At 64.6% G+C, this 13,225-nt stretch carries 6 protein-coding genes; 3 read left to right on the top strand and 3 right to left on the bottom strand.

From position 1 onward, the window contains the following. Nucleotides 1-77: 77 nt before the first annotated feature. A complete protein-coding gene (locus LWC34_RS10625; protein ID WP_250109439.1) occupies nt 78-6,089 on the bottom strand; it encodes a hypothetical protein in 6,012 nt (2,003 codons plus the stop codon). Nucleotides 6,090-6,681: 592 nt separating this feature from the next. On the opposite strand from LWC34_RS10625, the gene LWC34_RS10620 reads away from it, so the two are divergent. Together LWC34_RS10620 and LWC34_RS10615 are read left to right on the top strand one after the other, a co-directional pair. Then, the gene (locus LWC34_RS10620) at nt 6,682-6,906 is read left to right on the top strand and encodes a hypothetical protein (RefSeq protein WP_233724828.1); all 225 of its coding nucleotides are present in this window, start codon (nt 6,682-6,684) and stop codon (nt 6,904-6,906) included. A 380-nt stretch (nt 6,907-7,286) separates the two neighbouring features. After that, nucleotides 7,287-8,312, top strand: a complete 1,026-nt coding sequence (locus LWC34_RS10615) for a hypothetical protein (RefSeq protein WP_233724827.1) — start codon at nt 7,287-7,289, stop codon at nt 8,310-8,312. A 146-nt stretch (nt 8,313-8,458) separates the two neighbouring features. On the opposite strand, the gene LWC34_RS10610 is transcribed toward LWC34_RS10615, so the two are convergent. Further along, a complete protein-coding gene (locus tag LWC34_RS10610; protein ID WP_233724826.1) occupies nt 8,459-9,235 on the bottom strand; it encodes a hypothetical protein in 777 nt (258 codons plus the stop codon). A gap of 588 nt (nt 9,236-9,823) precedes the next feature. Continuing rightward, a complete protein-coding gene (locus tag LWC34_RS10605) occupies nt 9,824-11,185 on the bottom strand; it encodes an IS1380 family transposase (RefSeq protein WP_233724825.1) in 1,362 nt (453 codons plus the stop codon). Between the two features lie 468 nt (nt 11,186-11,653). Between LWC34_RS10605 and LWC34_RS10600 the strand changes: the two genes are divergently transcribed. Continuing rightward, nucleotides 11,654-13,171: an IS110 family RNA-guided transposase gene (locus tag LWC34_RS10600; protein ID WP_235728796.1), complete on the top strand. Its 1,518-nt coding sequence runs from the start codon at nt 11,654-11,656 to the stop codon at nt 13,169-13,171. Nucleotides 13,172-13,225: the final 54 nt, after the last annotated feature.

Genomic DNA, 13,225 nt, shown 5'->3' with positions numbered 1-13,225 from the left:
CAGAGGAGAGTTTACAGTCCCAGTCTGTTTGGTTTTGGTGGAGTGGTGGTGATGCTGTGCGGGTATGCTTGCGCCGTTTATTGGTCGCCTTGTCGTAGCAGTTGGCCAATGGTGTCGGCGAGCTCAAAAAGATTGGGAACGTCGTCGATTGCGGCGGCTGCGCCGCTTTTCTGAAGCAGTTCGAGTGCCTGGAGGAGGTACTCGTCGGTCGGGTGGGTGGTTGTTGCGTCGGTGTGTGTGTCTGGGTCTTGCTCTGTGGTGCTGTTGTCGCTCATCAAGCTGTTATCGGGCAGGTCACCGTAGTCGTGGTCGGCCGTGTCTAGATTCGTGACGAGCTGTTCGAATTCATGAAGCCAGTTCTCGTGCTCAATGACGGTGGTGGGTGGCTCGGTGGTGGGTGGCTCGGTGGTGGGTGGCTCGGTGGTGGGTGGCTCGGTGGTGGGTGGTTGTTGGAGGCTGGTGGCGGCAATTTTGAACAGGGTGGTGTACCAGTCATCTGTTGGCGGAGTAGTAGGCGTTGGTGTGGTGGCGTGGTCTATTGATTCTGGTGCCCGGTCGTGCTCGGGAAGCCAGAGCGTGGGGTCACCCTGGGCGAGGACGTGAGATTCCCATCCTGGGGCGTCGGGGTTGGGAACGAGGTCGAGCATGTCGAAGGTGGGGAATGTGTCGGGTGTGAGGGATGACATGAGGTTGGGGGATGACATGAGGGACAGGGTTGGGTCGGTGGTGGGTGGTGTGTGTGGTTGTGCTGGATCGAGGGGGGGCGCTGTCTGAGGTTGATGGGTTTGCGGGCGTGGCGATGTGGGGCCGGTATCGCTGGGCGGGTTGTCCTGTTCGTCGTCGCTGAACAAGCCGTCGTCGCTGAACAAGCCGTCGTCGCTGAACAAGCCGTCGTCGCTGAACAAGCTGCTGTCGTTGGCTGGGCCGCTGTCGTCGGTAGGGGTGTGGGTTCTGGGGGCGAGCAGGGCGCTGAATGAGTCGTGGTCTGGGGCGGCGGCGATGATTGGGCCGTGATCGTGGTGGTTGTCCGGTGTGGTGGGCTGCGGGTGGGGGGGGCTAGTGAGGGAGGATGGGCGTGTTGTGGTGCGAGGAGCGGGGGTGCGGGCAGGGAGGGTGTGAGCAGCGGGATTGCGGGTGGTGATGTCGATACGCAGTTGTCGTTGCATTGGCAGGTGTGCCATCGGCCGGTCGTTGTTCGGGAGATGGCGGACGCTGGTTGTGATGTTGTGGGGCCAGCTGCTCTGGCCCCGGCGTGCCTGGGGGAACGCCCAGTCGTGTAGTGCGTTGAGTATGGCCTGGGCGCGAGGCTTGCCGTGGGTACCGTAGCCGGTTATTCGGACGTGCCCCGGTGTGGTGGGGAGTGAGGTGAGCTGGGTAAGGCGGGTGAGCACGGTGACGAAGTGGTCACGGTCTAGGGCGTTTTCCTGGGAGCCGGGGTCCAGGGGGAACACAATGAGCCAGCCGTGGGCCTGATCATCGTGGTGAGGGGTGGGAATCACCATGGTGGTTTCGGCCATGGACAACCGGGTGAATCGGTAGTTGCCTACGATCTCGGTGATGTCTACCTGATTAGGGTGTTGCCCGGCCTGCAGCGGCAGTACCTGGCTGCCCACGAGTGCTGCGGCGATCCATCCTGATGCGTGGTCGCGATGATGGTCCTGGTCATCAGCGGTGAGGGTGTCGGTGGATGCCGGACGCAGCCGTGCTGTGAGTTGCCGCACCAGCTCGTCCCGCACGAGCCGTGCGCGTTGGTCGGCTCTCTGGAACGCGGTACCGTACGCGGTGACCATCAACCGGCGATCGGCCACGACCACCTCGTCGTTGCCAAGGCTGGTCGACAGCGGCCGTGGTGCGATTGTTGGCAGCCTGTCGGCTAGAGCGTTGACCCGATTGGCGAGAATGGGGTAGTGCTCGGTCAGGTCAGTATCGGACAGGATGATCTGGGACTGTGTCACCTGCCGGTCGTGTGGCCGGATACTGTCACGGGAACCGACATCGTCCAGGCCTGGTGCCACATGTTGCTGACTAGTTCTGGCCCGTTTGGTATCCCGTGCGTCCAGCACCGCTGGTTGCGGGCGTTTGGAGCGTGTGCTAACGGGAACCGGCGCGGTCGCCATCCAATGATCCACCCCGTTGCTGCGCACGTCCAACCGGACCAGCCGCACCACCCGCGTATCAGGCCTGTCGTTCCCCACCTCCTGCGGGGGCAGCCCGTTGGGATGATAGATGTGAATATTCACCCCGTACACTTTCGCGGCTACGATCGGGGTGATGTCACCCGCCGCGTTAGCGTACACACCGGACGTGGCGACCCAGCCGATCAGCTGGTCCCGGTCCTGGCTGGTCAACTCCTCTGTGATACTCCGACCTTGGTCAACACGCATCATTGTGCGGGCGGTCAACTCGAACTCTGCAGTCCACAGCTGGCGGTCTGCCAGCTGACGAGTCAGGTCCTGCCGCAACTCTGCCGCCAAATCCTTTCGCATCTGCACCGCCGACAACGGTCGCCCATCCGCGTCACGCAACCCCGCTGTCCGCACCAGCGCGTGCATAAAACAATCCCCATCCCGGTCAACATCCACCGGGACCAACCCATCCGCCACCAACCGATCCGCCTGCCCCCGCGTCAACCCCGCATCGGTCAACCCCAACAACCAGCCATAACCGTTGCCCCCCAGTGCCTTCCGTTCCTCCCGCCCCACGGATATCGACGGCTCTTTTTCGAGGTCGTGCAGGCGCTGGCCGATGTTGACCCTTACGTTGTCGATCTCGCGCCACGCCCTTATGTGGATGAGGGGACGCCGGCTTGTGCCATCCCATGCGGGCACCTCGCGCGCCTTGTTTTCGACCAACACATCCCGCAGGGCCTGCGCCAACTGCGCATCAGTCGGGTTTTTTTTAGCGGGCTCGGCCGCGTCAGGGAGCGGGCGCCCGCCCATATCCAACAACCATTGATAACCGTTGCCCCCCAGTGCGTCCCATTCCTCCCGACCCACCCGCGCCGTCGGCTTGTTTTTGAGGTTGTGCAGGCGCCGGCCGATGTTGACCGATATCTTCACTTCCTCGTTATCGATATCGTTGATGGTGTGGCGCAATGTTCCTGGAGGGAGGCGACGTTCACCGGACGTGTCCGGCTCGGGCAGCTTGTGCAGTACCTGCAGCAGGGCCTGCGCCCACTGCGCATCAGTCGGGTTATTTTTAGCGGGCTCGGCCGCGTCAGGGAGCGGGCGCCCGCCCATATCCAACAACCATTGATAACCGTTGCCCCCCAGTGCGTCCCATTCCTCCCGACCCACCCGCGCCGTCGGCTTGTCTTTGAGGTTGTGCAGGCGCTGGCCGATGTTGACCGTTACGTTGTCGATCTCGCGCCACACCCTTTTGTGGATGAGGGGACGCCGGCTTTTGCCATCCCATGCGGGCACCTCGTGCGCCTTGTTTTTGACCAACACATCCCGCAGGGCCTGCGCCCGCTGCGCATCAGTCGGGTTTTTTTTAGCGGACTTGGCCGCGTCAGGGAGCGGGCGCCCGACCATATCCAACAACCATTGATAACCGTTGCCCCCCAGTGCGTCCCATTCCTCCCGACCCACCCGCGCCGTCGGCTTGTCTTTGAGGTTGTGCAGGCGGTGGCCGATGTTGACCGTTACGTTGTCGATCTCGCGCCACACCCTTATGTGGATGAGGGGACGCCGGCTTGTGTCATCATCCCATGCGGGCACCTCGTGCGCCTTGTTGTCGATCAACACCTCCCGCAGGGCCTGCGCCAACTGCGCATCAGTCGGGTTTTTTTTAGCGGACTCGGCCGCGTCAGGGAGCGGGCGCCCGACCATATCCAACAACCATTGATAACCGTTGCCCCCCAGTGCGTCCCATTCCTCCCGACCCACCCGCGCCGTCGGCTTTTTTTTGAGGTCGTGCAGGTGCTGGCCGATGTTGACCGTTACGTTGTCGATCTCGCGCCACGCCGTTGAGTTGATGAGGGGACGCAGGCTTGTGTCATCATCCCATGCGGGCACCTCGTGCGCCTTGTTGTCGATCAACACCTCCCGCAGGGCCTGCGCCAACTGCGCATCAGTCGGTTTTTTTTTAGCGGGCTCGGCCGCGTCAGGGAGCGGGCGCCCGCCCATATCCAACAACCATTGATAACCGTTGCCCCCCAGTGCGTCCCATTCCTCCCGACCCACCCGCGCCGTCGGATTTTTTTTGAGGTTGTGCAGGCGCCGGCCGATGTTGACCGATATCTTCACTTCCTCGTTATCGATATCGTTGATGGTGTGGCGCAATGTTTGTGGAGGGAGGCGACGTTCACCGGACGTGTCCGGCTCGGGCAGCTTGTGCAGTACCTGCAGCAGGGCCTGCGCCCACTGCGCATCAGTCGGGTTATTCCTCTGGGTCTTGGTTTTGGAGTTGTTGCGGGCCGCTGCAGTAGGTGCGACCGTCTGCTGGTCGGTCCTGCGGGACCGTTTGACGGCTGATCCGTTTTGGCTTGTTTTCGGTGGGAGCTTGCGCTTAGCCCGCCGAGTACCCGAGGTAGGGCCCGATGGTGTGGTGTTGTGCGCCTGTTTATCGGTCGTGCGGGGGGCTGGGTGGGGCATGCCGGTCGCGCTACCCGCCCCTGTGGACGCGTCGGTGGTCGTGGTGGGGACTGCGTGGCTTGTCTCGAGATTGTCCGTATCGGCCTGGTCAGTGTTGGGGTGGTCGGCCGGATCGCGGGTGCTGTGCCAGGCCACTGAAGTGCGTGTGCCTTGCACGGTGGGTGTTTCCTTTGTGGTGGGCGCGGTATGCGTGGTGGCCAGGGTGGGCGCGGGTGTGTGTACCGGCACCGGTGTAGGTGCTGAGGCAGGGCTGTGCGTGGCGGCTATGTTGATGTCGGCGACGGTTTGGTGGGTTGGTGAGTAGGTATGCCAGTTTCCCGCGGTGGTGTTCTTTCCGGGGTGGCCGGTGTCGATCTGCCACCACGCGATTCCCGACGCTGGGGTTGTGGGGTCTGGGGTGATGCTGACGCCGAAGTGCAGGCGACCGGTCGGGGCGTGGACCACCGCATCCGGATAGTGGCTGGCTATCGCGGTCCAGAAGTCGTGGCCTAGCCGGCCAGCGGCGGCGCAGGCCCAGAGCACGATCGGCCGGTGCGCGCGCAAGGCGTCACGGAAGTCTTCGCTGGTCAGCATGATGCGGGCCAGCGTGCGTCCGTCAACCCAGGCCAGCTCGCCAGCCGGGTAGTTGTGTGGGGTGAGGAGTTGTGCGTGGGTGGGAGTGGCGTGTATGTCCACCAGATACGGTCGGTCCCGGTGATCCCAGGGCAGTGCGATTGTGTTGGCGGCGCGCGACCACTTCCCCGGCTGTCGCTGCCACCAGTCCGCCACACGGCCAACCTCGTCGCGCACGAACGTAGCTCCCACCGGCAGCCCGCTCTGGTCCGCGATCGCCGCCCGCCAGACCGGGCCAGCACCCCGATACCCCACGTAGCGGTCCTGTCCCAGCGAGTCGTGCGTCACAGCGACATCCATCGTCGCAGCGACATCCATCGTCGCAGCGTCCAGCTGCGTCGTGGGCTCGCCGTTGGACTTGGCATCGGTGTTGATGTTCCGACTGGGAGAACCGAGGCCGGTCTTCGCCGAGGTGCCGGACTTCGCCGACGGCTCAACCTTGACGGACTCTGTGTTGGTGTTCGCATTCGTTGTGGTCGTGATGACGTCGACCTTTTGCGGACCTTCGGCCTTGGGAGCGGCGATCTCCGTCTTGGGTGCGGTGTCGCTGTCGGGTGTGGTGCTCGCTGTGGTAATTTCGCTCGCCTGGCTGTCCAGCGTGGCGGGCTCGGCTTTTGGCGCGATGTTCGTGTTCGTTGTCGTCGCGGTCTGCTGTGACTGTTCGGTTTTGGCGCTGTTGACGTCTGTATTCCTGTCAGCTGCCACAACCTCTACCTTGGGCGCGGTCACACCGAACTGGTCGCCCCGATACTCGCCGAGCGAGGTCTGGTCCTCGTTGGGATCGAAGTCGATCAGAGTTTCGGTGTCGAGGTCATCGTAGTGGTCACTGACGAGCGTGACGACATCACTGTCGACATCGGACCGTGAGCCTTCAGTTGCCACGGACGTTTGATCAAACGGCCCTTCAAGGCCTGGTAGACCTTCCTGTTGCGGCCCGGTCGATCCCCGAACGGCGGGGTTTTGCGAAGACGTCGGACCCGAACCGGTTTCGTTGGTGGCTGAGGACTGAACTCCGTTGACCGCCGGGCCGGTTCCTCCGATCACACCGGGGCCACCGGTGACTCCGTTCGACAACTCCGTGGAAACCCTGCCTGTATCACCGCTTACAGCGTTCGGTCCGCTCGACGGCACTGCCGGACCTGTCGAGCCACCTGGCCCGGAGGTCACTGTGCCCAATCCTGTCCCACGATCGACATTGATCGTGTTCGGGACACCAGAGGCAACTGAACCATCGCCGGACCGGTCATTCACGGCTGCGTCTAGTCCGTTGCTTACAACACTCGGTTGGCCGCTAGGTACTGACGATCCACTCCCCGACACGTCTGGCCCCTTGTCGGCGACGCTCGGGCTATTCGACAACTCGTTGTCCCCGGCACCAGAGCCACCGAGGACATTCGAGCCACTGCCGGACCCGCCGTTTACTGCGGCCGGTCTGCCATCCACGCCAGAGCCGCCATTCGTGCCAGGAGCACCCGTGTCGCTGGACAGATACGTCGGGCCGTTGGCCGGGCCGCCCATCACACCGCCAGGGCCGTTCGACGACGGCATACCCAGGCTGTTGTTCCAGCCCTCGACCGACAGCCCGACTGGACCACCAGCGGCAGTCGGCGGCACGAGCGGACCTGAGCCCGGCGCAGGCGGTGGAATGAGCGGCCTACCGCCAGAGCCCACCAGACCGGTGACCCCACCAAAAGGCTGACTAGTCGGCGCGTTGCCCAGAGGCGGCTCGAGCGGGCCTGTACCGGGCGGGAGCGGCGGCGTGACCGGCCTGCCATCCGGCCCCACCAGGCCATGTCCACCACCGGACAGCGGCGGCTGATGCGTCGGCACGTTGCCGGGCGACGGCGCCAACGAACCAGTACCCGGTGCCGGTAGCGGCGTGACCAGTTGGCCATCCGGCCCCACCGGACCGTCGCCACCACCACCAGACGCACCACCGCCCAGCGGCTGATTGTTGCCGCCACCACTCGTATTCGACGGACCACCAGCCGGACCCACCAGCCCCGCAGGGCCCGAGCCGCCCATGCCAACCAGACTGTCCGGATTGGCCAATGTGGGCGGCGGCACCACCTCCCCGCCGTGCAACCCCGCCTGCTTCTGCCGCTCGTGGATGGCCTCGCGGGCCTTCGTCTCCACCTCATGCATCACCGGGTCAGTGAACGTACTGTTCACAACACCAAAACCAATATCCAACGGCGAACCCCCAACAGCCATCCCCGCACCACCAGCCGCGATCTCACCCGCCCACCCGGACTGCATCCCGTTGACCCGGTTCTTGTTGTGACTCCCTTTCAGACCCGCTTTACGGCCAGCACTACCCGCCGCAGAACCAGCCCCACCACCGACAGCGCCGATACCCGCCCCGGTCCCCCAGTTCTTGAGATCCACCCGGCCCGGATCGGCCAAGTTGTCGGCAATACCACCCTGCGCGAACTCCTCGCCCGCTTCCTCCGCCGCCTCATCGACGAACCGGCGACCGGTATACCACCAATTGTCCGGCGGAATCTGCTTGATCAGTTTCGGCACGGCGAACCCAGACGTCGGAATATCACCCAGCCCCTTGGACGCCGTCTTGACGAAGTCGTCGAAACCTTTTGTCATCGCTGTGACAGCGACGTTGTCGGTTCCCTTCTTGACGCCTTCCCACGCGATCCTCGCCGCAATAATCGCCGCCGTCTTGTAGCTGATGCCCATCCGCACCAGCCGCACCATCAACTGCCCGAGCGCGAACACAAACGGCCACGTCGCCCACAGAAAGATGGACGCCGCGATATACGCCAGCTCCGACACCGTCCAGACCACCTGGACATAAATCCCGTACCGGCCAGAGTCGATATTGGTGGCCTGCTCGTCGAGCTTCCACGCCTGCAAATTCGCGATATCCGCGAGCGCCTGCCCCCGGCCATCATTGAGCTCCGCCATATGCACACGGAACTTCTCCGCCACCTCGGGACTGACACTGTCCCCGACCCCGTCCACCAGACGCTGCAGGCCCTCGCCCGCGCTCAGAACCCGCTGCGCGTAAGCCCGATACGCCACAGCCTGCTCACGCATCAGCTCGATCTGCCCAGGCGGCAGCGGCCCACCCGCGATCAGGATCGGTAGGCCCTGCCAGCCATCCGGAATCAGATGGCTCTGGTCACCTGACGGTTCAGACATAACAACTGGTCTCCATCACCGCGCAGGTGGCGCTTCCAGCCGCCGGAACGCAGGAAACCCGCACGGCACACCACCTTCGCGTGCTCAGGGGATCATTTCTCGCGAGGCTCTACCTGCGCACTCGCTCGCTTCGTTTCCGTATTGCTCAAGAACGGCTCCATAGCCGAGGCTTTTGTCACCGGAACCGCCTCGGCGCCCGCATCCGACAACAGCGCGCGGTGCGCCGCGGGCTCGGCCGGAATCGGCTCGTACGAACCACTCCAGCGCGTCATAGGCGGATTGCCGCCACCGCCACCGCCACCGCCACCGCCACCGCCACCGCCACCGCCACCGCCACCGCCGGAAGTATCGCCGAACGGTGACATGAGCGCGCCCGCCAAACGGACGTTGTTGTCCTCGTTGTTCTCAAGGATGTCGACCATCGCCTTGACCTTGCCCGCGATGGCCCGATAGTCCCTGGCCCAACCGCCATGCAAGTCTTCCATCTCACCGCCGGAACTGGCGAAATCCGCGGCGAACTTCTTGCCGTTGTCGTCGTCGCCATAAATGTACTGCCCGCCGGTGACACCGCCCGGACCGTTCCTCAGCTGATCGATGCAGGTCCTGATGTAGTTCGCGGTCCTCTCGAAATCTGAAACCCGCGAGTAAAGGCCGGGAATGCCGACCCAGGTCAGTTCGCCGCTCATGGCATCCGCCTTCCGAACCAGCCGTTCGGATCGGATTCCCCCCGGCAGCAGCGCGTCCACATCAGCCGTACCGTCCATCATGCTCGTCAGATCAAAACCCGGCGGCGTCACCGGCTTCATCAACTCGGCCATCCTGTCCCGCGACTCCGCCTGCGCCTTGGTCATGGTGTCCATCACCGTCACGGGCGAGCTCCGACGGGGTCAACCGGCGATACGCCGTCAACGGGAACCGCACCGCACCAGACCGTGTTGACCAACAGTCACCGACACCACCTTGCGCGACGCAGTAACGGTCACCTCGATCTCAGCCATCCTGCGGTGCACATCGATCACCTCCCAACGACTCCACTGAAATTCGTCGAAGGCCTGCTAACGCTACTGTTCAAGGGAGGACGACATAAACACCACCTCAATCGGCTACACCAACCAGTAAACGACCACAACGGTCGACAAACAAGGAAGATGCCCTCGAACTCCTCGCCCGAATGCCCGTTTGACTCTGCTTCCGTCACACGGGAAGGACAATCCGGACAGCTCACCCGTGAACCGTTCCCGGTTTGGTGGACACAAGGGTAGGTGCCTCAGCACGGGCGCCCTTAACCTCGGCTATTCACGGGTGTGATCGTCTGTTCTGGCGCCGTGTCGTCAACCTCTTGTTGATCTTGTTTTGTGGTTGGTGGCAGGGTGTTTCGCCGGCTGTCGTGCCGGGTGGACGCCGGTTCCAGGGGCCGGGTTGGGTCCTTTCGGGTCGTTGGGTCGGGTTGTGGCTGGTCAGGGTGGTGGTAGGGCGAGGATTGTGGTGATGGCGGCGGCGAGGTGGGTGGCCCAGGGCCAGGTGGCGGGGATCTTGAGGGTGCGTTGTCGTCCGCCGTGGACCAGTCGGGTGGCGGTGTGCAGGAGTCGGTAGCGCAGTGTTTTCGGTTCTATGTGGGCGAGTTCGCCGTGCAGGGTGAGCAGTTGCAGCCACGCGAGCAGGTCGCAGGCGATGGTCGCGGTGGCGCACCAGGCTTGGTTGATGGCGAAGTCGCGGGAGGGCAGGCGGCCCAGCCCGGTGTCCTTGCCGCAGCGGATCCGGTCTTCGACACGGGCTTGGGTGCGGTGGCGGGCTTCGAGGAACGCGATCTGCCCGGTGGGCGTGTTGGTGGCCAGCAGTTGGTAGCGCCAGCCGTGGTGTTCCTCGAACAGCGACAGTTGTGCCCCGGGGTGGGGTTTCTCGCGGCGCACGATCACCCGCATGTCGGTGGGCCAGGTGGCGAGTGTGTCGCCGCCAGCGCTGTGGCGCAGCAGGCCGGTCAACTCAGCGACGCCGGCCTTGTCCAGGTCGCGGGCCTGCCCGTCGGGGTCGAGCACGGCCTGCCATCCCTGTTCGGGTATCCGGCCGATCGCGGTGCGGACACGGGCGTCCAGGTCGAACCCGATCGAGTAGTGCACCTGAAACCCGCGTCGGTCGTTGAGGGTGGTGATGTGGCGCACCAATTCCAGGGTGGCGCCGGCACCGTCGCAGGTGATCAGCAGGTCGCGGCGGCGTTCGGCGGGGATCTGGGTGATCGCCTCGCCCAGCACGGTGAGGTGATCGGCGACCGTGTTGGCGCCGGCGTTGCCGGGCCGTAGCTGGAAGGCCAGCGATTCGCGGGTGTTGTCACACCATGCGGTCAGTGGGTGAAATCCGAAGGTGTGTTTGTAGGTTGGTGCCGCGTGTTGTTTCTCGCTGTGGACAGTCTGCAGGGTGGCATCCAGGCGGATCACGACCGTCGCGCCGAGATCCCCACCGGCGATCCTGGCCGGCGGGATCCGGCCGTGCCGGGCCTTGATCAGCGTCCACACGTAGCGGCAGGTCTTCGCCCGAGCCGAGGCGATCTTCTTTAACCTGGCCGGCGTGACCTCGTCCAGGATCCGCCATGCGGTAGGCATCGAGGCCACCGGGCCCAGCAGTTCGCTCTGATCGCCCACGATGGCGATGTCGCTGATCGCCTCGCCACCATCGGCGATCATCACCGCGAGGTCGGTGACCACCTGGCCGCGATCATGTGTCGGCATGAATCCCTTGCGCCGCAACGCAGTCGACAACCCAGAGGTCAAACCAACCTTGGTAGCCAGCAGCCGCAGCGCCGCCGCCCCGACATGCGAAACCACACCGATCCCGCCCACCTAATGGGGGACGAACGGCCCGTGGCCCGGTCGGGAATGCCTTTCTCCCACCAGGTCGCAAGTCCTCAGTGGAGGCCGGCGCTCAACCGGGGTTGTGGGCCGTTCGCCAGCTCGGTGTGGCGCTCGACGCCTTGGGCGTACCGGCCTGTGTGATGCCTTCGGGAAGATCGGCGCGGGCGCCACACCGGTTGCTGGGTTGATGTCCGGCGTGTCGTGACCGCCAGTGCGCTGGTGATCGGCGATGTTGTTGATCGTGGTTGCAGCCCGCTCGCACGGTGCTATCTCTCGTAGTGCCCGAGCCGTGGAGCTCTCCAGTGAGACCGGGAGCCGTGCGGGTCGCTGGAGTCGCGAACGGCTAATCGGATGTCGGACTCAGAGTCCTTCCATTAGGGAGCTGCGTGGTTCCACTAGGGGTGCTGACCTGCACCGATACCAACACAAAAACGGGAGGCGATGCCGGTGTCGACGGTGTACTGCGGGGTGGACTGGGCCGAATCGCATCACGACATTGCGCTTGTCGACGAGCAGGGCAAGCTGGTGGCCAAGCGGCGGATCACCGAGCCGGCGGAGGGTTTTGCCGAGCTCGTCGGGCTTCTGGCCGAAGCTGGTGACGACCCAGCCGACCCGATCCCGGTGGCGATCGAGACCCCACGCGGCCTGCTGGTGGCCGTGCTGCGCGCCTCCGGACGGCCGGTGTATCCGATCAACCCGATGGCGGTAGCCCGGTATCGCGAGCGACGCACGGTCGCGCGGTCGAAGTCTGACCACGTGGACGCGATGACGTTGGCGAACATCCTGCGCACCGACATGCACGCGCACCGCCAGCTCCCCGCAGACAGCGAACTGGCCCGCTCGATCGCCGTACTCGCCCGTGCCCACCAGGACGCAATCTGGCGTCGCACTAAGGCATCCAACGAGCTCCGATCCCTGCTGCGCGAGTACTTCCCCGGCTTCCTCGCCATTTTCGCTCACCGAGACGGCGGTTTGACCAGCCGCGTTGCCCGGGCAGTGCTGGCGATCGCACCCACACCCGCGAAGGCCGCACGCTTGTCGACAGCGCGGATCGCCGCCGCGCTGCGTCGCGCGGGGCGTCAGCGCGGTATCGACGCACTTGCTGTCGAGCTACGCGACGCGTTGCGCGTTCCGCAGCTACGGCAGGAAGCCTTGGTGGAACAGGCAATGGGCTCTCAGGCTCTGCGGCTGCTGGCCACATTGGACACCGAGTGCGACAGCGTCAACGAACTCGCAGCCGCCACCGCCGACGCGTTCGCCCAACATCCGGATTACGCGATCATCACCTCGTTCCCGGGCCTGGCCGACACAACCGGTGCCCGAGTATTGGCAGAGATCGGCGACGACCGCGACCGATTCACCGATGCTCGCGCGCTCCAAGCGTTCGCCGGCTCGGCACCGGTCACACGGGCATCCGGACGCAGCATCGTGATCACGTACCGCAAGGTCAAAAACGACAGACTCGCCGCCGCGGGATTCGTGTGGGCCTTCGCCGCGCTCACCGGCTCACCCGGCGCCCGCGCCCATTACGACCGACGCCGCGCCGCCGGCGACCGCCATGCTGCTGCCTTGCGGCACCTGTTCAACCGCATGCTCGGCCTGCTGCTGGCGGTAATCGTGACCGCGGCGTCGGTGCAGGATTCCGCTGGCGGGCAACAGGTTCTCGATCATCTCGCCGCTGCGCATCCGACCGTGTCGGCGGCATGGGTGGACGGTGGCTACAACAACACAGTCATCCGTCATGGAGCCCAGCGGGGTATCCGGGTTGAGGTCGTCAAACGCCCTTCTGCCAAGGGATTCCACGTGTTGCCCCGGCGGTGGGTAGTGGAGCGCAGTCTGGGCTGGCTGATGCAACACCGCCGACTCGCGCGCGACTACGAAGCCCTGCCCCAGCGGTCGCGCACGATGGTCCACTGGGCGATGACTAATACGGCAGCAGCACAGTGTTATGTCTGTTGATATGTGCGGTGTTGTCGCTGGTAGTGGCTGTGGCGGGCGCGGGTTTGGTGGCGT

The organism is Kibdelosporangium philippinense, from assembly GCF_021390435.2.
Lineage (GTDB): Bacteria > Actinomycetota > Actinomycetes > Mycobacteriales > Pseudonocardiaceae > Kibdelosporangium > Kibdelosporangium philippinense.
This window is presented reverse-complemented; position numbering and strand designations above follow the sequence as displayed.